20 protein-coding genes are annotated in these 18,888 nt (G+C 53.4%); all 20 read right to left on the reverse strand.

Annotated elements, in window-relative coordinates; genetic code table 11:
- Window positions 1-37 precede the first annotated feature (37 nt).
- The 20 genes from NSQ24_RS16015 to NSQ24_RS16110 all read right to left on the reverse strand — a co-directional run bounded on the left by NSQ24_RS16015 (window position 38) and on the right by NSQ24_RS16110 (window position 18,853).
- The gene (locus NSQ24_RS16015) at window positions 38-469 is read right to left on the reverse strand and encodes a YlqD family protein (protein WP_003386024.1); all 432 of its coding nucleotides are present in this window, start codon (window positions 467-469) and stop codon (window positions 38-40) included.
- Window positions 470-537: 68 nt separating this feature from the next.
- Window positions 538-765 (reverse strand): KH domain-containing protein, encoded by a 228-nt coding sequence (locus NSQ24_RS16020; protein ID WP_003386025.1) that lies wholly within the window; start codon window positions 763-765, stop codon window positions 538-540.
- A gap of 23 nt (window positions 766-788) precedes the next feature.
- Window positions 789-1,061 (reverse strand): 30S ribosomal protein S16, encoded by a 273-nt coding sequence (rpsP, locus tag NSQ24_RS16025; RefSeq protein ID WP_003386026.1) that lies wholly within the window; start codon window positions 1,059-1,061, stop codon window positions 789-791.
- A gap of 108 nt (window positions 1,062-1,169) precedes the next feature.
- Complete coding sequence (gene ffh, locus NSQ24_RS16030; protein WP_122958709.1) at window positions 1,170-2,576, reverse strand: signal recognition particle protein; 1,407 nt, start codon at window positions 2,574-2,576, stop codon at window positions 1,170-1,172.
- A gap of 10 nt (window positions 2,577-2,586) precedes the next feature.
- Window positions 2,587-2,925 (reverse strand): putative DNA-binding protein, encoded by a 339-nt coding sequence (locus NSQ24_RS16035; protein ID WP_003386028.1) that lies wholly within the window; start codon window positions 2,923-2,925, stop codon window positions 2,587-2,589.
- Between the two features lie 155 nt (window positions 2,926-3,080).
- Entirely contained in the window at window positions 3,081-4,091 is a 1,011-nt protein-coding gene (ftsY, locus tag NSQ24_RS16040; protein WP_003386029.1) for a signal recognition particle-docking protein FtsY, read from the reverse strand.
- 66 nt (window positions 4,092-4,157) lie between these two features.
- Window positions 4,158-7,727: a chromosome segregation protein SMC gene (gene smc / locus NSQ24_RS16045; RefSeq protein ID WP_339166207.1), complete on the reverse strand. Its 3,570-nt coding sequence runs from the start codon at window positions 7,725-7,727 to the stop codon at window positions 4,158-4,160.
- A 279-nt stretch (window positions 7,728-8,006) separates the two neighbouring features.
- Window positions 8,007-8,693: a ribonuclease III gene (gene rnc, locus NSQ24_RS16050; RefSeq protein ID WP_277614074.1), complete on the reverse strand. Its 687-nt coding sequence runs from the start codon at window positions 8,691-8,693 to the stop codon at window positions 8,007-8,009.
- Window positions 8,694-8,747: 54 nt separating this feature from the next.
- A complete protein-coding gene (fabF, locus tag NSQ24_RS16055; protein ID WP_003386033.1) occupies window positions 8,748-9,989 on the reverse strand; it encodes a beta-ketoacyl-ACP synthase II in 1,242 nt (413 codons plus the stop codon).
- 126 nt (window positions 9,990-10,115) lie between these two features.
- Window positions 10,116-10,349 carry an acyl carrier protein gene (acpP, locus tag NSQ24_RS16060; RefSeq protein WP_003386034.1) on the reverse strand — a complete coding sequence of 78 codons (234 nt, stop codon included), beginning with the start codon at window positions 10,347-10,349 and terminating at the stop codon, window positions 10,116-10,118.
- 65 nt (window positions 10,350-10,414) lie between these two features.
- On the reverse strand, window positions 10,415-11,155 hold the full coding sequence (gene fabG / locus NSQ24_RS16065) for a 3-oxoacyl-[acyl-carrier-protein] reductase (protein ID WP_003386035.1): 741 nt from the start codon (window positions 11,153-11,155) through the stop codon (window positions 10,415-10,417).
- Window positions 11,152-12,099 (reverse strand): ACP S-malonyltransferase, encoded by a 948-nt coding sequence (gene fabD, locus NSQ24_RS16070; RefSeq protein WP_003386036.1) that lies wholly within the window; start codon window positions 12,097-12,099, stop codon window positions 11,152-11,154. Before fabD ends, fabG begins: the two co-directional genes overlap by 4 nt.
- Window positions 12,099-13,118 (reverse strand): beta-ketoacyl-ACP synthase III, encoded by a 1,020-nt coding sequence (locus tag NSQ24_RS16075; RefSeq protein WP_003386037.1) that lies wholly within the window; start codon window positions 13,116-13,118, stop codon window positions 12,099-12,101. The genes fabD and NSQ24_RS16075 overlap by 1 nt, the downstream gene beginning before the upstream one ends.
- Before the next feature lie 6 nt (window positions 13,119-13,124).
- Window positions 13,125-14,252, reverse strand: a complete 1,128-nt coding sequence (gene plsX, locus NSQ24_RS16080) for a phosphate acyltransferase PlsX (RefSeq protein WP_322630262.1) — start codon at window positions 14,250-14,252, stop codon at window positions 13,125-13,127.
- A complete protein-coding gene (fapR, locus tag NSQ24_RS16085; RefSeq protein ID WP_024982983.1) occupies window positions 14,153-14,737 on the reverse strand; it encodes a transcription factor FapR in 585 nt (194 codons plus the stop codon). The genes plsX and fapR overlap by 100 nt, the downstream gene beginning before the upstream one ends.
- Window positions 14,738-15,079: 342 nt before the next feature.
- On the reverse strand, window positions 15,080-15,868 hold the full coding sequence (locus NSQ24_RS16090; protein ID WP_031932925.1) for a DeoR/GlpR family DNA-binding transcription regulator: 789 nt from the start codon (window positions 15,866-15,868) through the stop codon (window positions 15,080-15,082).
- A gap of 218 nt (window positions 15,869-16,086) precedes the next feature.
- Entirely contained in the window at window positions 16,087-16,257 is a 171-nt protein-coding gene (gene rpmF, locus NSQ24_RS16095; RefSeq protein WP_003386041.1) for a 50S ribosomal protein L32, read from the reverse strand.
- Window positions 16,258-16,395: 138 nt separating this feature from the next.
- The gene (locus NSQ24_RS16100; RefSeq protein ID WP_003386043.1) at window positions 16,396-16,911 is read right to left on the reverse strand and encodes a YceD family protein; all 516 of its coding nucleotides are present in this window, start codon (window positions 16,909-16,911) and stop codon (window positions 16,396-16,398) included.
- Window positions 16,912-16,995: 84 nt separating this feature from the next.
- Window positions 16,996-18,063, reverse strand: a complete 1,068-nt coding sequence (locus NSQ24_RS16105; protein ID WP_003386045.1) for a SepM family pheromone-processing serine protease — start codon at window positions 18,061-18,063, stop codon at window positions 16,996-16,998.
- Window positions 18,056-18,853, reverse strand: coding sequence for a patatin-like phospholipase family protein (locus NSQ24_RS16110; RefSeq protein ID WP_003386047.1), 798 nt, complete (start codon window positions 18,851-18,853; stop codon window positions 18,056-18,058). Before NSQ24_RS16110 ends, NSQ24_RS16105 begins: the two co-directional genes overlap by 8 nt.
- Window positions 18,854-18,888 lie beyond the last annotated feature (35 nt).

An 18,888-nucleotide genomic window follows, 5' to 3' on the forward strand; every position in this document is an offset into this window, starting at 1 on the left:
TGTGTTTCGAGTACAAGCAGTGACGAAGCACGGCTGTTTACCCGTTAGTCGGCGGTCCGTTTCTAATCTCGTTAACGACACCGTCTTTTATCAGGATTACCGTTCCTGACATTTTTTCTTCCCAAACGTCGCCAATTTCAATTTGAACCGGGCTTTGTACCGTCATATAGTCCAATTCCGCACCCGCAGGCAAGGTTTCCACCAGCCTCATCTGTACATGCAAATGCTCCTGCTTTTCCTGGCGGCGGCGCTCTTCCTGCGAAATTTTTTCCTGTACCTGCTGCAGCATGTCTGCCGATCGTTTGCGGGCATCAGCCAAAAGCTTTTTCGCCTGAAACTCCCACTGCTGCCATTCGTCCTGCTGTTGGCGAAGCTGCCTTTGGTACTGCTCGGTTAGCGCGGCACGAGACGCTTCGGTCAAAACGATTTTCACCTGGACCGTACGTAAGATCGTGAGCACGTCTGCCATTTCCTCCCGTAAGGACTAGTCGACATCTGGACCTATAGAAAAAAGACTGGGACACCTCCCAGCCTTTCCTAGACAATCTCAACCGTGACCCGCTTGTCCGTTTGCACAGATGCGGCGGTCACGACAGTGCGAAGAGCCTTCGCTATTCGCCCCTGCTTGCCGATGATCTTCCCCATATCATCGGGATGCACCGACAGTTCGTAGACGAGCGTGCGCTCTTTCTCCACCGCATTGACACGAACTTCATCAGGATGATCGACGAGAGCCTTTGCGATCGTTTCGACCAGTGCTTTCATCATCGGACCTCCAGATGAACGGCTTACTTGCCGTATTTCGTTTCGTGTACTTTCGCCATAACGCCTGCTTTGGAGAGCAGGTTGCGAACGGTATCAGTCGGAGCTGCACCGTTCAGGATCCATTGCACCGCTTTCTCAGTGTCAATGTTCACAACAGCCGGTTGAGCAACCGGGTTGTAGTAACCGATTTCCTCGATGAAACGGCCATCACGCGGAGAACGGGAGTCAGCAACAACTACACGGTAGAATGGAGCTTTCTTGGAACCCATACGCTTCAGACGGATTTTAACTGCCATGTTGTTCACCTCCTATATGGATCAACGCAATCAACTATGCGTTGGCAATGCTTATCTGAACCATCGCCGCCCTTGCTTTTGCAAAAAGAGGCGAAGAGATCATCCCACTTATTTAAATGGCGGCTTGAAATTGAACGGGAAGTTGTTTCCTCCCTGATTGCCGCCTTTGCCCATGAACGGAAGTCCGAAGCCTTTTTTCTTCGCCTTCTTTTTCATCTTGTCCGCGACGCCGGTAAACTGCTTCATCATTTTTTTCATCTCGTCAAACTGCTTGATGAACCGGTTTACTTCCTGAATCGTTGTCCCGCTGCCTGCCGCGATGCGTTTTCGGCGGCTGGCGTTGAGCAGCTCAGGGTTGGAGCGCTCTTCTTTGGTCATCGATTTGGCGATCGCCTCGACACGGGCAATCTGTTTTTCATCCACCTTTACGGAGCCCTTCATCTTGTTCATTCCCGGCATCATGCCGAGAAGGTCCTCAAAAGGTCCGAGGTTGCGCATTTGCTGCATGGCGTCGAGGAACATGTCAAACGTAAATTCCCCTTGGCGCATCTGGCGTTCCATCTCTTTGGCCTTCTCTTCATCGACGGCTTCCTGCGCCTTTTCGATCAGGCTGAGCACATCGCCCATCCCGAGAATCCGGGAGGCCATGCGATCCGGGTGAAACGGCTCCAGAGCATCCAGCTTTTCGCCCATCGCGGCAAATTTAATCGGCTTGCCTGTCACTGCTTTTACGGACAAGGCTGCACCGCCGCGCGTATCGCCGTCAAGCTTGGTCAGAATCACGCCCGTCAGCTCCAACTGGCTGTTGAAGCTCTCTGCCACGTTGACGGCATCTTGACCTGTCATCGCGTCGACTACGAGCAAAATTTCGTCCGGCCTGGCTACTTCGCGCACTTGCTTCAGCTCTTCCATCAGCGCTTCGTCAATATGCAGCCGGCCCGCCGTATCGATAATCACATAGTCGAGGTGATTGGCTTTCGCATGGTCGATCGCTTGTTTGGCGATCTCGACCGGACTTACCTGATCACCCAGAGAGAAAACGGGAACGTTCAGTTGATCCCCCAAAACCTGCAGCTGCTTGATGGCTGCCGGACGGTAAATGTCGGCTGCAACCAATAGCGGTTTGCGATTTTGCTTTTGCAAGTACTTGGCCAGCTTGCCAGTCGTCGTCGTCTTACCGGCTCCTTGCAGACCAGCCATCATGACGACTGTTGGCGGTCGGTGAGACGCGGCCAATTGGGCGACGTTTCCGCCCATTAATTCGATCAGCTCTTCGTTGACGATCTTGATGACCATCTGGCCGGGAGTGAGGCTCTTGAGCACCTCTTGCCCGACTGCCCGCTCTTTTACGCGAGCAACGAAATCCTTTACGACCTTGAAGTTGACGTCGGCTTCCAGCAGGGCCAGACGGACTTCGCGCATCGCCTCACTGACGACGGCCTCGTCGATCTTGCCTCTGCCGCGCAGTTTGTCAAATGCGCTCTGCAGCCGGCTGGCTAAGCTTTCAAACGCCATACGAGCCCTCCTAATCCATCTCTGACAGTTGGTGGAGCAAAGTCATCAAGTCATCTCTCGCTCCGCTGTCCGCAAGTCCCTCGACGATGCTCTCCATCCGGTTCAGCAAAGCCTGCCGCTGTTCATGCCGGGCCGACAAACGCAGCTTGTCTTCGTATTCGAAGAGCTGTTTCTCTGCCCGCTTGATGTGATCGTACACAGCCTGTCTGCTGACCTCGTGCATCTCGGCAATTTCGCCCAGCGACAAATCGTCCAGATAATACAATTCCAGATATTCGCGCTGCTTGCCCTTGAGGAGCGGTGCGTAAAAGTCAAACAAGAGATTAACTTGATTGGTTTTTTCGAGCATGTAACCAATCCTTTGCTGAGAGGTACTCGAATCATCCTGTAAAGACTTTTTCCTTTACAGCACGATACCTATACTACCTAATTCCCCATGTACTGTCAAGCTTTTTTATTGACAAGATTTTTGGAACAACAATTACGGTTCCTGTACGCGAAAGATCAAGCCTCCGGCTGCTGCTCGCCCTCTGTCTCCTGCGCGATCAGTCCGGCGAACAAGGCGTGGACAAACTGTTCCGGGTCAAACGGCTGCAAGTCGTCCATCCTCTCGCCAAGTCCCACGTATTTCACCGGGATGTTCAATTCGTTGCGAATCGCGATGACGATGCCGCCTTTTGCCGTACCGTCCAGCTTTGTGAGGACAATCCCTGTCACGCCGGCAGACTTTCCGAACGTTTTCGCTTGCGAGAGCGCATTTTGTCCCGTCGTGGCATCGAGCACGAGGAGCACTTCATGCGGCGCTCCTGGCAATTCCCGCTGCAGGACGCGGTGGACCTTGCTCAGCTCTTCCATCAGGTTTACTTTGTTTTGCAAACGTCCCGCCGTATCGCACAGGAGGATGTCCACTCCCCGCGATTTTGCCGCCTGCACTGCATCGTAGATCACGGCCGCGGGATCGGCTCCCTGCTGGTGCTTGATCACGTCCACGCCTACGCGGTCTCCCCACACTTCCAACTGTTCGATGGCGGCTGCGCGAAATGTATCGCCGGCTGCCAGCAGCACTTTTTTGCCTTGCTGCTTGAACATATGCGCCATCTTCCCGATCGTCGTCGTCTTTCCGACGCCGTTGACGCCGACAAACAGGATGACGTTCAAGCGGCCGTCCTCGATGTTCAGGCCCGCGTCCATGGAATCGTCATTTTTCAGCAGGGCAACCAGCTTCTCGGACAAGATCGGCTGCAAGTCCATCGCGTCTTCGATCTTTTGCTTGCGAACCTCGGAGCGGAGCTCGTCGATCAGCTCCATGACGGTATTGACCCCGACATCGGCGGTGATCAAAATTTCTTCCAGCTCTTCAAAGAAGTTCTCATCGATTTTTTTGTAGCGACGGACGAGATCCTCCACCTTTTCCACCAAGAGGTCTCGGGTCTTGGCCAATCCGTCTGTAAACTTCTGCGTGACTGCTTCCGATTTTTGTACAATCGCATCCCGCAAGCGTTTAAAAAAGCTCATCTTCATCTTCCTTTTCTGTCTGAGTAAAAGCGCCATGCCTTTACATGACTGGCTTTATCGGGCTTCTCAAGCCGACTCGATATATTTGCGCGTGTCCTCCAGCTTGACGGAAACGATCTTGGAAACGCCGCCCTCCTGCATCGTGACACCGTACAGCACATCGGCGCTCTCCATGGTGCCTTTCCTGTGAGTCACGCAAATAAACTGTGTCTGACCGCTGAATTGATGCATGTATTCGGCAAAGCGGTTGACATTGGCCTCGTCCAGCGCAGCCTCTACCTCGTCGAGCACGCAGAACGGCACCGGCTTGACCTTGAGTATGGCAAACAGCAGGGCCATCGCTGTCAGTGCGCGTTCTCCCCCTGAGAGGAGGGCGAGATTTTGCAGCTTTTTGCCGGGTGGCTGGGCGACGATGTCAATGCCCGTATCGAGCAGACTGTCTGGATTGGATAATACCAGATCGGCCCGGCCTCCGCCAAACAACTGGACAAATACGTCCCGGAACTGCTCCTGGATCGCGTCAAAGGTCTCCTTGAACCTGCGGGACATCTCCTGGTCCATTTCTTCGATCACCTGGTAGAGCATCGCTTTGGCTTCATTCAAATCCTCTTCCTGGGCACTGAGGAATTGCTGTCGCTCCGAAAGGCGTTCGTATTCTTCAATCGCGCCGAGGTTTACTGTACCGAGCGCAGCAATTTCTTTCTTCAAGCGGTTGACGATTTGCTGCTCGCTTTCAATCTCGCCGCGCGGCGGATATTTTTGCTTGGCCAGATCATAGCTCATTTCGTACTCTTGGGAGAGTTTATTCAACAAGTGATCCAGTTCGACGTCAAAGCGGTTGACCTTGACCTCCTCCTGATGCAGGCTGTCTTCCAATGCTTTGAGCCGCTTGCGGATCTCTTTTACCTCCAGCTCCACCTGCTCCTGGCGATGGTACAGAGTCGCGCGTTCGCTGCGGCGTTCCTGGATCAGCGAAGCGACTCGCTCTTTATCCTGGCGCAGCTCGGCGATCTTCTGGTCGAGCTCGGCACTGCTTGTTTCGTTCGTCGCCTCCAGCTCGTCGTAGGAAGCAAGTGTCTTATTCAGCTCTTCCCATTCGCGCTGCAGGGTCTTCTTTTGCTCTTCCAATCTCTCTACCTGCTCGACGCGGGATTGATGCTCAGAGCTCACCTGCGCATCCAGCACCTTCAAGCTGGTGATCCGTTGATTCATCTCTTCTTTTGATTCCAGTTGCTCCTGACGCTTTGCTTCCGCAGCGGCAATCTGGTCCGACAGCGCTTTTTCTTCCTCCGTCATCAGGGCGAGAGCTGCTTCCAGCTCCTCCAGCTTTTTGCGGGCTTCATTCATTTCCCGTTCGTAACCGGCAATGTCCTGATCGACCACGAGCAGCCGGTCGGAGAGATTTTTCCCTTCTCCCTCTGTCTGTTGCAGGATGACCTTCACTTCCTGCTCCTTGAGGCGAAGCTGTTCTCCCTGATTGCGCAGCTGCTCCTGCTCCTGCTCGATCTGAAGCAGCTCTTTGGTTACATTTTCCACCAGTGTAGTATGCCCAATAATGGCCTCTTCGATCTGGGTCATTTGCGCTTCCAGCTCTTCAGCCTGACGGTTTCTCCCCAGCAGGTTCGTCGAGTTTTTCTTCAAGGCGCCACCCGTCATGGAACCCCCGGCGTTGACGATGTCCCCTTCCAAAGTCACGACCCGGTAGCGGTACCCGATCGTGCGGGCTACGCGATTCGCCTGTTCAAGAGACTCTGTCACGATCACATTTCCCAGCAGTGACTCTACGATGGTCCGATACGCAGCATCATAGGAAACCAGTTCGCTGGCAATGCCGACGACGCCCGCCTCCTTGCCGAGAAGGCGCTTGTCCTCCGGCTGCAGACTGCGCGGACGGATGACATCCAGCGGGAGAAAGGTAGCTCGTCCCGCGTTGTGCTGCTTCAAATAAGCGATGGCAGCCCGGCCGGCAGCCTCATTTTCCACCACGACGTTTTGCAGCGCTCCGCCAAGGGCCACTTCCATCGCTGTCTCGTATTTCTCCGGTACGACAACCAGCTCCGCCACGGCGCCGTGAATGCCTTGAAATCCGCGTTCCCGGGCCTTCAATATTTCCTTTACCCCTTGCTGGAAGCCGGCAAAGTCAGCCTGCATTTCCTTGAGCATATCCAAGCGGGAACGGATCGCTTCTTTGCGCTGCTCCGCCTGCCTCAGCTCGCGCCGGGCCGTCTCCAACCGGGCTTGTCCCTCGCGAATCCGTTCGAGCGATTCCTTGTAGCGGGCCAGCGTCTCCTCAAGTGCCGCTTCGATCTCCCGAAGCTGCCCCCGAAGCTCTTCGATTTTTCCGATCCGGGTCGCTTCCTCCTGGTCAAGCCGCTCTTTCTCGCTCGAAAGTCTTTCTGCACGGGCAAGGCCTGTCTGCAGTAGCTGCTGCTGATGGCGAATCTCATTTCGCAAATTGGCCAGATCGTTTACTTTTTCAAAGTAGTCGCCCTTTAGCCGCTCTACGTCGTCGGTCAGCGATTGGACCATGGCGTAAAACTGGTTCTCCGCCTCGCGCAGGGCAGCTTGGGCTTCCGAGAGCCGCTTGCTTGTCTCTTCCTTGCGGGCCAGCTCTCCCTCTAGTTCCGCTTCCACGGCGTGCTGCTTTTCCGTAATGCGGTGAAGCTGCTCGATTGTTTGCGAGCGATTGGCTGCCAGGTTGCGCAGCCTTTCTTTCAACACTTCCCGCTGCCCCTCTACTTTTTCCGTCTCCTCACTGACGGTCAAGAGAACCTGCTGCAACTCCTCAATCGATTCATCTATCTGGCTGACGTGAAACTTCGCCTTCTCCAGATCGGCTTCTCTGGAGGCTGCCTGCGCCGACTGTCCGGCCAGCTCTTCCTGAAGCTCCTGGACGCGTCTTCCCGCTTCCTCCCACTTCGCATGGGCGGCTTCGATCTGCTGTACGTAAAGGGAGATTTCATGCTCAACCAGTGTCTGATGCAATTGCTTATAGGTACGTGCGGTTTCGGCCTGTTCTTTCAAAGGGCCGACCTGCTCGTTTATCTCGCTGACAATATCATGAATACGAACGAGATTTTGTTCCGTTTCATCCAGCTTTTTCTCTGCTTCCCGCTTGCGGCTCTTGTATTTGACGATCCCTGCCGCCTCTTCGAAAATGCCGCGGCGGTCTTCGGATTTCGTGCTGAGGATTTCCTCGATCTTTCCTTGTCCGATGATCGAGTATGCTTCTTTTCCGAGCCCGGTATCCATGAACAGCTCCATAATGTCCTTGAGCCGGCACGCTCGTTTATTTATGTAATATTCGCTATCGCCCGAACGATACACCCGACGGGTCACGGATACTTCCGAATACTCCACGTCGAGAGACCTGTCGGTATTGTCCAGCGTTAAGGTCACTTCTGCATAATTTACCGGTTTTCGCGAGTCGCTGCCGGCAAAAATGATGTCTTCCATCTTGGCTCCGCGAAGAGACTTGGCGCTCTGTTCGCCGAGCACCCAGCGGATCGAGTCCGAGACGTTGCTTTTGCCGCTGCCGTTTGGTCCGACTACAGCGGTGACACCAGGGACAAATTCAAGCTCTGTCCGGTCTGCAAACGATTTGAACCCTGCCAGTTCCAGGCGTTTCAAATACATACGAATGGTCCTCCTACCAAAAAAGCTCCTGTTTTGAAGCTCTACAAAGAAACTGTCACTACTTGAATAGCGTTCTAAAAGAAAGCTCCTGCCTGGGACAGGAGCGCAAGATTTTTTCTAGGACATTCCCTTTATAGTGTACCATATAACTGCAATCGAGCGGTATCTTTCTCCGTCCTGACAGATGGAGCCTTTGCTGTACGCTTCTACAAACCATATGAAAAAAGAGCGAGACAAGCACAGGCGCTTCCTCACTCTCCTTCATACTCATTTTCCGTATTACTTGGCACCGAGTAGAATCAATGCTTTTGCGGCTGCCTGTTGTTCCGCTTCTTTCTTGGAACGGCCTGTGCCAACACCCAGCGACCGATTGTTCAAAAGCACTTCGGACACAAACTCACGGTTGTGAGCAGGGCCTTTTTCTTCCAATATGCGGTAGTTGATTTCACCCAGGTTATCCTGCTGAACAAATTCCTGGAGCTGGCTCTTGAAGTCCGTCAGGTTGGTAAACTCCCCTTTATCCACGCGCGGATAAACGTATTTTTCCATAAAGGTGAAAACCGCATCCAGACCTTGGTCCAGGTAAAGCGCTCCGATAAATGCTTCAAACACATCTGCCAACAGAGCGGGCCGCTGCCGGCCACCCGTCAATTCTTCCCCTTTTCCCAAGAGAACGAGCTCACCAAAGCGAAGCAGCTCAGCAAACTTTACGAGTGAGGGCTCGCAGACGATCGCTGCTCGAAGCTTGGTCATTTCGCCCTCGCTCATCTTGGGAAAAGTTTTATACAGGAACTGGGAAACGGTAAGCTCCAGGACAGCGTCGCCGAGAAACTCCAGCCGCTCGTTATCCTGTATACGCTTGCCGCGTTGCTCGTTGACGTAAGAAGAATGGGTGAACGCTTGCCGCAAAACACTCTCGTCGCGAAACCGGATGCCAATGGTTTCTTGCAGCTCGGCGAAATTCATCACCCTCACCACCATCCCCGAAGACTTCCTACTCTTCTTGTGAGCAGGGACCATTTATGCCTCGTAACGCTTTAAAATAATGGTTGCGTTGTGACCGCCAAATCCAAACGTATTGGAAAGGGCCACATTCACCTTCGCCTTGCGTGCTTCATTCGGTACATAATCCAGATCGCACTCTGGATCGGGGTTCTCCAGATTAATCGTCGGCGGCAAGATTTGATCACGGAGCGCGAACGCCGTTGCAATCGCTTCTACCCCGCCTGTTGCACCGAGCAGGTGCCCCGTCATCGATTTGGTCGAGCTGACTGCAAGCTTGTATGCATGCTCGCCAAACACTTCCTTGATCGCCATCGTTTCCGCAATGTCCCCTTGACCCGTGGAAGTACCGTGTGCATTAATGTACTCCACTTCGGAAGGTTCGATACCTGCGTCTCTCAGTGCGTTCTTCATGCAGCGGGCAGCACCCTCGCCTCCCGGTGATGGAGCGGTGATGTGATGGGCGTCCGCGCTCATGCCGTAGCCGATCACCTCTGCGAGAATGGTAGCCCCGCGTTTTTTCGCGTGCTCAAGCTCTTCGAGAATAAGCACGCCCGCACCCTCGCCCATGACAAATCCGTCGCGGTCGCGGTCAAACGGCCTGCTGGCCTTCGTCGGTTCGTCATTTCGCGTAGACATAGCCTTGGCAGAACAAAAGCCGGCAAACGCCATCGGACGGATCGTCGCTTCTGCGCCCCCGGTGATCATGACATCCGCTTGATCGTATTGGATCAGGCGAAGCGCGTCGCCAATCGCGTTCGTTCCAGTCGCACATGCGGTAATCGCACTGGAAGTAGGCCCTTTGGCTCCGTATTGAATGGACACGGCTCCAGAAGCCATATTCGCGATAAGCATCGGGATAAAGAACGGGCTGACGCGGCGCGGCCCTTTTTCCAGCAGCACCTGATGCTGCTCCTCCCAAGTGCTGAGCCCCCCGATGCCTGATCCGATGTATACACCAACACGTTCGGCATTTTCAGCTGTGATTTCCAGCTTGGCGTCCTCCACAGCCATCTTGGCAGCAGCCAGTCCAAACTGAACGAATCGGTCTGTACGTCGAATATCTTTTTTATCCATATAGTCTTCTGGATTGAAATCTTTGACTTCCCCTGCAATTTGCGTCGGGTAGTCAGAGGCATCGAAAGAAGTAATCGGTGAAATGCCCGACTTTCCTTCCAGCAAGCTATTCCAGAATGTCGTCGCGTCATTGCCAAGCGGCGAAACAACGCCAACGCCGGTAATCACCACTCTGCGTTTCATAAGGTATCACCTCTATAATGAAGTCAGCCATACGCTTCCTTGTTGCTTTTTAGGGGTTGAACTGCGATCGGAAATGGAGAAAGGAAGGGGGAAGCCCCGACCATGCGGGACTTCCACTGAATGGAACTACTTGTTAGCTGTTATGTAGGAAACAACCTCACCAACAGTAGTGATCTTTTCAGCGTCTTCGTCGGAAATTTCCAGATCGAATTCGTCTTCCAGTTCCATTACCAGTTCAACAACATCCAGGGAGTCAGCACCAAGATCTTCTTTGAAAGAAGCCTCCAAAGTGATTTTGGACTCATCTACACCCAGACGATCTACGATGATTTTTTTCACACGATCAAATGTATCTGCCATTTTGCTTCACCCCCTCTCCCCGTAATTATAGTGGATGAGCCTATGAAAAACTAGCAGGCTCTTTGTTACATGTACATACCGCCGTCAACGTGAAGCGTCTGTCCGGTCATATAGCCAGCAGCATCTGAAGCCAGGAACAGAACGACGCGGGCGATGTCCTCGGCCTGTCCGAAACGGCCCAACGGGATTTGACCCAGCATCGACGATTTCACGTCTTCCGGCAAAGCGGCGGTCATATCGGTATCGATAAAACCGGGAGCGACCGCATTTACCGTGATACCGCGGGAGGAAAGCTCACGCGCAGAGGTCTTCGTCAGTCCGATCACGCCCGCTTTTGCGGCCACGTAGTTGGCCTGGCCCGGATTGCCCATCACACCGACAACGGACGTGATGTTGATAATCCGGCCGGATCGCTGCTTCATCATCGGGCGGGTCGCTGCCTTGATACAGTTGAACACGCCTTTGAGATTGATCGCGATCACATCGTCCCATTCCTCTTCTTTCATCCGCATCAGCAAATTGTCGCGGGTAATTCCCGCATTGTTGACGAGGATGTCAATGGTTCCAAAGTGATCCAAAGCCTCTTTAAACATATTGTTTACTTCTTCGGCATCGGCTACATTCGCCCGTACCATAATCGCGTCGCGGCCCAGCTCTTTCACCTTGGCAACGGTTTCGGCCGCAGCCGCTTCACTGCCTGAGTAGTTCACCACGATATTGGCTCCCGCTTCAGCCAGAGTCAAGGCGATCGCACGCCCAATTCCCCGGGAAGCACCCGTAACGAGCGCCGTTTTTCCTGTGATCATAGGATACCTCCGTTCAACAGCTCCGTCAGCGATTCCATATCCTGTACGGAGACGATTTTCGTCTCGGCCGGGGCGATTTTTTTGATCAAGCCTGCCAAAACTTTTCCTGGACCTACCTCAACGAAGGTTGTGACCCCCTGCTCGACCATCCATTGAATGGTATCTTCCCACAATACAGGGGCCGCTACCTGTTGGATCAAGCTGTCCACAATGGTTCCCGCATCCGAAACAGGACGAGCCGAGACGTTCGCCACTACCGGCACAGAAGCAGCCTGTACGCTGACTTCTGCGAGCACAGACTGAAGCTTATCGGCCGCAGGCTGCATCAGACTGGAGTGAAACGGTCCGCTTACGTTAAGCGGCAGTACCCGCTTGGCTCCGGCTGCTTTGGCCTTTTCGCCTGCCAGCTTTACGCCCTCAGCCGATCCGGAAATAACGATCTGTCCAGGGCAGTTCATATTGGCTAGTTGGACAGGGTTCCCGGCACCGCTGACTTCCTCGCAAACAGCATGCAGGGCTCCGCGCTCCATCCCGAGAACGGCTGCCATGGCGCCCTGGCCTGCTGGAACGGCTTCCTCCATGAACTGGCCGCGTGCCCGTACGACTTTCACCGCGTCCGTGAAGGACAGGGCTCCTGCCGCCACCAGCGCAGAATATTCGCCCAAGCTATGACCCGCATAAAAATCAACCTTCATATCCGCTTTCTTTTCCCGAAGCGCCTCCAGTACGGCTACACTTGCCGTCAAAATGGCCGGCTGTGTATTGGCCGTCAGGCGAAGCTCTTCTTCCGGACCTTCAAAGCAAAGACGAGAGAGGGAAAAACCGAGCGCTTCATCGGCTTGTTCAAAAATGCGCCGTGCGGCATCTGACTGTTGCGACAGCGCCTGGCCCATCCCGACAAATTGAGACCCCTGTCCCGGGAACACAAATGCCACCTTACCCATTACTTTTCTCCTCCTTCCGCTTCTTGGGTCGACCATTTAAGCAAAGTCGCACCCCAGGTGAGTCCGCCGCCAAAGCCGACGAGAATCACGTTGTCTCCTTCCTTCAGCCGCCCTTCCTGGATCGCTTCGTCCAGCGCAACAGGGATCGATGCGGAAGACATGTTTCCGTAGCGGTCCAGGTTAATGGCCACTTTATCTTCGGAGAGGCCGAAGCGTTGAATCGCCGAGTCAATGATGCGCTTGTTTGCCTGATGCGGCACCAGCAGGTCGATGTCTTCCTTGGAGGCACCCGATTTTTCCAGCACGGCTTCCGTTGCGGAGTTCATGACACGCACCGCAAACTTGAACACTTCTCCGCCAGCCATCGAAATGTAGTGGAGATTGTTTTCAATGGATTCGGCGGAAGCCGGGATTCGGGAACCGCCAGCCGGTTGAGACAGAAGTGCGCCGCCCGATCCGTCTGCCCCCAGCTCAAATGCCTGGAACCCGAGACCATCCTTGACCGGTCCGAGTACCGCAGCCCCTGCACCGTCTCCGAACAAAACGCATGTATTGCGGTCCTTGTAGTTGGTGATTTTGGAGAGCGTCTCCACCCCTACGACGAGGATATAACGGTACAGTCCGTTGGCGATGAACTGGCTTCCCGTTGCAATCCCGTACAAAAATCCGGTACACGCAGCCGAAACATCCAGTGCCGCCGCTTTTTTCGCCCCCAGCTTTTCTTGCAAGATGCAGGCTGTCGATGGGAACATCGTGTCAGGCGTAACCGTAGCCACAATAATCATGTCAAGCTGTTCCGGACTGATATTCGCTTTGGCCAGCGCTTTTTTCGCGGCTTCCAGGGCCAAATCGGAAGAAGCCTGCTCCGGTCCGCAAATGCGGCGTTCCCGGATACCCGTGCGGCTCACGATCCATTCATCCGAGGTTTCCACCATTTTTTCCAGATCAAAGTTGGTCAGCACTCTCTCAGGTGTATAGGAGCCTGTCGCCAAAATTCCAACCGAACGCGTTCCTTTCATCTGTTCTCACTCACTTTCTCCCGGTGTATTTTTCTGCAAGGCGTCCTGAATGTACCCGTTCACATCCTGTGAAACGAAACGTACGCCACTGGCTATCGCATTTTTGACCGCTCGTTCGTCTGACGAGCCGTGCGCCTTGATGACTGGTCGCCGCAATCCCAAAAGCGGTGCTCCTCCGTATTCCGCGTAATCCATCCGTTTGCGGAACCGGACCAGACCCGGTTTTAGAATAGCCGCCCCTACTTTATTAATCAAACTGGAAGTAAATTCCTGCTTCAAGACAGAAAAGATTGTCGCTGCCGTGCCTTCCATTGCTTTTAACAGCACGTTTCCAACAAAGCCGTCAGAAACAAGCACGTCGCACTCGCCCTGCATGACATCGCGGGACTCCACATTTCCGATGAAATGCAAATCGGCATCCACGAGCATTCCGTAAACGGCTTTTGTCAGCTCGTTTCCCTTGCCTTCTTCCGTCCCGACGTTCAACAGCCCCACGCGGGGACGTTCAAAGCCAAGCACCTTTTCCGCGTACAGGCTTCCCATGATTGCGTATTGATAGAGATGCTGCGGCTTGGCGTCCATATTGGCTCCAACATCAAGCGCCAACGTGACCCTTCCTTTGATGTTGGGGATAAAGGCAGCAAGCGCAGGCCGTTCGATTCCTTCCATTCTTCCGCACAGCAGAAGTCCGGCTGTCATAAGCGCACCCGTATTTCCTGCCGAAATCGCAGCATCTACCTTGCCTTCCTTGGCAAGCTGCACCGTTACGACGAGAGACGAATCCTTTTTTCGCCGGACGGCCCGCACCGGTTCATCATCAGCCTCAATGATTTCCGACGTATGGTGGATTTCCAAACCGGACGGAAGCTCTCCAGGCAGTTCACGCCGTATGGCTTCCTCGTCTCCCACCAGCACCACCGTTAAAGCCGGATTCTCTTTGACTGCCTCCCATGCGCCCAGTACAGCGCTTCGCGGAGCGTTGTCTCCTCCCATCGCATCCAATGCGATTCGCATCCGTGTCCCTCCTTGTTTGCTCATATATTTCTCGTGCTGACATTTGACATCCCGACGACTCGGAATGTCGCTGTAAAAACGAGCTCTCCCTGCACCTTTGTTTCGACGCGAACCTTGCATTCATCGCCATCGCGATTTCGTACGACCGCTTTGGCTACCAGCTTTTCGCCCAGTCTGACCGGGCGGACAAAGCGAATGCGTGCAGTCGCGGTCAAAGCCACATCGGCATCGATGACAGCGACTGCCAGTGAATTGGCTTGCGCAAATATGTAGTGGCCTCGAGCGATTTGTGTCCGAGCAAAAACATGCTCTTCTTTAATTTCAAGTACAGAGATTGCCTGTACGTCCAGTTGAAGGTCAACCACGTCGCCAATCACTTCATCGATCCCAAGCGATTTTACCGGGTCGAGATTTTTTTCGGCAACGGACTTGATACGCTCGCGCAGCTCCGGTATTCCAAGTTCCAAACGGTCTAACCGTATTGTTTGAATACTGACCTGAAATAACTCAGCCAGATCCTCGTCAGTGGCAAAAGGATTCTCCTGCAGAAACTGCACCAGACGATTCTGGCGGTCTTTTTTTGGCAAGCGGGCGATGCTCAACACCCCCAGTGCGTCTTTATTCGCATCCATATGTTTACGAGCTGTTTTTAATACCAGGTACCAACCAAAGTATAAGGGAGGATGCTTGCAATTACAAGTAAAGATCAGGGGTTGCGGCAAAAAAACGACCATAGACCTGTGATTTTTGAAGGGGAATGGTTCCCCAAGGTCCATTTTGAAGCAAAGACCTTCGCCTGAAAGAAAATCCGGCTTCCATCGCCGGTCGAGCAATGTAAATACAAAAACTAAAAAGGAGCCCCGACCATCAGGAGCTCCCCTTTGATAAATTTGCCTGCCGTCACGCTGTTGCCATAACGCCGGCCCGGCAAAGTTTATCCCGTTTCACTATTCGGTTGCATCCTCTTTAGCCAAGTGCTTGGTCGCCTGAATCCAGTCCACATTGTTGGCCCGCAAGGCATCCTGAATCTCTTCGGCAGGTTCTTCGTCCGTAATGACGACATCGATGCGCTCCAGTCCCGCTACCCGATACAGCAGCTGGACGCCGAATTTGGAGTGGTCGGCAAGCACGTAGATCGCGTCCGCGCGGCGCATCATCTCCCGGAGGATCAAGCCATCCTCCTCAGACCACGAGAACAAGCCATGCACTGTGATTCCGCAAGCCCCGATGAACAGCTTGTTGACGTGAAAATCGGAGAGCATTTGCACCGCTCGGGGACCGTACACATACCGGTTCTCGAGATCCAGATCGCCTCCGAGCAACTTGACAGAGACATTGCCCTTGTCGGCGAGAACCGCGGCAATATCAATCGAGTTCGTAATGACCACGTTATCCTTGGATTCCATCTTCTCCGCTGCGAAGCGAACCGTAGTGGAGGCATCCATCATCACCGATTCGCGGTCCTGGATAAAACGCGCTCCAAGCATGCCTATCGCCCGTTTCCCCTCAGACTCCAGCTGAAGCCGTTCCTGATAGGAGCGGATTTGTCTTGCTGAGCCGGGCAGGATCGCCCCTCCACGGGTGCGGACGATTGACCCCTGCTCCTCCAGCTTGAGGATGTCTCTGCGCGCCGTATCGCGTGAAACCTTGAATTGCTCTACGATATCCTGGACGCCGATACGCTCATGCTGCTCCAGATAGCGAAGAATCGCCATCAATCGTTCTTCCTGGTACACACAAGTCAACTCCGTAATGGATTTGCATCGTTCCTTGCTTCATTGTATGCATTATTTTCAGCAATTTCAAGTGAAATCAAGTCATTTAGGTGCGTTTTATTTCATTTTTCCTTTTAAACACTTACAATGACTTATACAAGCTTCATTCTATGCAATACTCCCCACTCCAACAGCCAAACAAAATAAAAAAAGCAAGGTGATTTCTCACCTTGCTCTTCTTACTTCGACACTTTCACACCTTTGTAGTGTCCGCAGCTCGGGCAAACGCGATGCGCGAGCTTGTATTCGCCACAATTATCGCATTTGATCATGCCAGGAATCTCTAATTTGAAGTGCGTACGACGCATTCTTTTACGGGTTTTGGAAGTTCTCCGTTGAGGTACTGCCATCTTCCTTACACCTCCTTCAACTGGTAAATGCTCAAGAAGCTCTATAGGGTGGATGGAATAGGCGAAACGCTTTTTGCCATCCGTTCAAAAATGAGACGCGCAGACCATCAGATCTGTCGTCACATCTTGAAAACAAGTTTACTTTCCGTCCTTGAAAAAGTCAGCCAATCCGGCCAAACGAGGGTCGATCCGCTCGTTTTTGCAGCCGCACGCTTGCTCGTTCCGATTGACGCCGCAGGTCGGGCACAAGCCCTTGCAATCATCCTCACAGAGAGGAAAAGCGGGTATGTCCAACAAAAAATCCTCTTGCAGCAAAGGAATCAGTTCGATTTCATCGCCTTCGAGCGGGATGATATCACTGTCTTCCTCATCTGCGAGCAGTGATTCCTCAGAGGCGAAGGTTTCGGAAAACGGAACCTCCGTATGCTGACGAAACGGCCTCAAACATCTGGCGCAAACGTAATCGACATCGGCTTTCATGTTTCCATTGACGTAGTACAGGTCACCGAGCTTGGTCGCTTCGCCCGACACTTCTACCGGCGTCAGATTGCGAATTTCGTGATGACGGCGCTTCAGCTCGTCCGCATCCAACGTAAGTCGAAATGGCAGCGGCTCCCCTTTGCGATGATCCAAGTCTACAATTTTAATATTCACGGCTTTTCACCTCATGCACAACAAGGATGATTATATAATCTGGGTTTTTCTTTGTCAACCATTTTTCCTTGACAGCAAGTCCGCTCAAGATTTTTTCAGAGGCTGAGAACGAAGGTAAACAAGTGCATCCTCCACTGTACGGACTGGCACTACTTTCATCGAGGTTCCGATTCGTTTTGCCGTAGCCAGCGCTTCCTCGTAATTGGAGATCGGTCCCTGATCATCCTGCGGTGCAAAAAAGATCTCTGCTCCTGCCTTGTCTGCAGCGACAATTTTGTGGTTGATTCCTCCGATTCGTCCCACAGTGCCGTCGAGCGAAATCGTCCCCGTCCCTGCTATTTGATAGCCGCGGGTCAGATCCATTTCCGTATTGAGCTGATCATATATCTCCAGCGTCATCATCAACCCGGCGGAAGGGCCTCCAATGCCCTCGGAAGAGATCGTCACCCGATTGGGCACGATAATTTCCTGCTTGTCTTCGGGCCGGATGCCGATCCCGGCATTTTTCGATTGGGGCAATTGATCGAGAACCAGTGTCTGCTTTTGCTTCTTGCCGTCCCGCGTAAACTCGATCTCGACGGAATCCCCCTTGCGTTTTTCTGACAAATACCCGAGCAAGTCCTCTTTTCGGGACATTTTCTTCCCGTCTACTGAGGTGATAACATCCCCTATTTTCAGCACATTTTTGGCCGGCATGTTGTCAACCGTGCCCATCACCCAGACGCCCTGATTTTCCACCTTCACGTCGTATCCCGCCATCCGGAAAGCGACAGCCTCCGCAATTTTTTGCGAGTTGTCCATGACCGCAAGCTCGCGTCTGGTAAAGTCCTCGTTGCTTTCCCCTTTGCCGACAACCAGCTCTTTTTCCATCAGCTCGGCATCCGGGGAGAGCTGCGCGTACAAATACCAGGCAAGATTGGCCTCTCCCATCCGCACGGTCGTCAGCATAAAGGCACCGGTCTCGTCTTTTTCCCCGCCTTCGACATCGATCATCGGGGCCAGCTCAATGGCAGAGCCAGGTCTTGTAACATAATACGGCGTAGGTACAAAAAATAACAACCCCAGGGCAACCGGGATTACAACCATCAGCCAGCGGGCAAAGCCGTTTCGCCCACTGGCACTCCGGTGTGTCGTTATTCTTTCTTCACTCATTCTCCTGCCCCCAGTTCGCGATCATTTCCTGAATTTTGTCTACGTATTCCAGTGCCGCCTGTTCTCCGAGCGCAATAATCTCTTCTATTCCTGTATACGCGATACTGCTATAGTGTCCAACATCGGGGCGAATTACGAGATCGGCTGAGAGGATTCGATGGCGCAAAATCTCCCGCTCCATCACGTCGATTGTCTGGGCGATGACATCAAAAATGGTCGTTACTTTCATCGGCGTATCAAACAGCGCGACATCAACGGCGATGACCAGATCAGCTCCCATGTCGCGGATGACCGTGATGGGGACACGGTCGATGACCCCGCCGTCCACCAGCAGCCTTCCGTCCACCCGCTCCGGTACAAAAATGCCCGGAATGGAGATGCTGGCACGGACAGCCTGATCGACCGGGCCTTCCTGAAACACGACCCGCTCTCCCGTCTCGATGTCTGTCGCCACGATGGCAAGCTCCCTTTGCAGTTCCTCAATTCTTTTCCCGTGTGTCAGCAACCGAATTAATTGCTTGATTTTCTCGCCCGTCACAAAGCCAAGGCTCGGTACCGTCAGATCGAGCCAATGCTTGCGCTTCAGGTTGAGGGCCAGCTTTTCCATCATATGCGGCTCAATGCCGTTGGCGTAAACTGCCGCAATCAGACTGCCCATACTGCTTCCCGCCAGCATATCGATCTTGATGCCATGGGCTTCAAATACCTTGAGGACGCCGATATGGGCAAATCCCCGCGCGCCCCCCGATCCCAGGGCAAGCCCTATCTTTGGTTTCCTTCTCTTTTCCATGTCCACATCCCCCTTTTCAAGCGTATGTGGCCGAT

The sequence above is a fragment of the Brevibacillus sp. FSL L8-0520 genome, from assembly GCF_037963895.1.
GTDB classification, from domain to species: Bacteria; Bacillota; Bacilli; order Brevibacillales; family Brevibacillaceae; genus Brevibacillus; species Brevibacillus borstelensis.

What these genes read in the sequence shown, in the direction of transcription:
- NSQ24_RS16015 (WP_003386024.1), bottom strand. Translation starts at nt 469, where the DNA reads ATGGCAGACGTGCTCACGATCTTACGTACGGTCCAGGTGAAAATCGTT.
- NSQ24_RS16110 (WP_003386047.1), bottom strand. Translation starts at nt 18,853, where the DNA reads ATGGAAAAGAGAAGGAAACCAAAGATAGGGCTTGCCCTGGGATCGGGG.
- plsX (WP_322630262.1), bottom strand. Translation starts at nt 14,252, where the DNA reads ATGCAAGGTTCGCGTCGAAACAAAGGTGCAGGGAGAGCTCGTTTTTAC.
- fabG (WP_003386035.1), bottom strand. Translation starts at nt 11,155, where the DNA reads ATGATCACAGGAAAAACGGCGCTCGTTACGGGTGCTTCCCGGGGAATT.
- NSQ24_RS16035 (WP_003386028.1), bottom strand. Translation starts at nt 2,925, where the DNA reads ATGCTCGAAAAAACCAATCAAGTTAATCTCTTGTTTGACTTTTACGCA.
- NSQ24_RS16075 (WP_003386037.1), bottom strand. Translation starts at nt 13,118, where the DNA reads ATGAAAGGAACGCGTTCGGTTGGAATTTTGGCGACAGGCTCCTATACA.
- ffh (WP_122958709.1), bottom strand. Translation starts at nt 2,576, where the DNA reads ATGGCGTTTGAAAGCTTAGCCAGCCGGCTGCAGAGCGCATTTGACAAA.
- NSQ24_RS16020 (WP_003386025.1), bottom strand. Translation starts at nt 765, where the DNA reads ATGAAAGCACTGGTCGAAACGATCGCAAAGGCTCTCGTCGATCATCCT.
- rpsP (WP_003386026.1), bottom strand. Translation starts at nt 1,061, where the DNA reads ATGGCAGTTAAAATCCGTCTGAAGCGTATGGGTTCCAAGAAAGCTCCA.
- rpmF (WP_003386041.1), bottom strand. Translation starts at nt 16,257, where the DNA reads ATGGCAGTACCTCAACGGAGAACTTCCAAAACCCGTAAAAGAATGCGT.
- fabF (WP_003386033.1), bottom strand. Translation starts at nt 9,989, where the DNA reads ATGAAACGCAGAGTGGTGATTACCGGCGTTGGCGTTGTTTCGCCGCTT.
- fabD (WP_003386036.1), bottom strand. Translation starts at nt 12,099, where the DNA reads ATGGGTAAGGTGGCATTTGTGTTCCCGGGACAGGGGTCTCAATTTGTC.
- ftsY (WP_003386029.1), bottom strand. Translation starts at nt 4,091, where the DNA reads ATGAGCTTTTTTAAACGCTTGCGGGATGCGATTGTACAAAAATCGGAA.
- acpP (WP_003386034.1), bottom strand. Translation starts at nt 10,349, where the DNA reads ATGGCAGATACATTTGATCGTGTGAAAAAAATCATCGTAGATCGTCTG.
- smc (WP_339166207.1), bottom strand. Translation starts at nt 7,727, where the DNA reads ATGTATTTGAAACGCCTGGAACTGGCAGGGTTCAAATCGTTTGCAGAC.
- NSQ24_RS16105 (WP_003386045.1), bottom strand. Translation starts at nt 18,063, where the DNA reads ATGAGTGAAGAAAGAATAACGACACACCGGAGTGCCAGTGGGCGAAAC.
- rnc (WP_277614074.1), bottom strand. Translation starts at nt 8,693, where the DNA reads ATGAATTTCGCCGAGCTGCAAGAAACCATTGGCATCCGGTTTCGCGAC.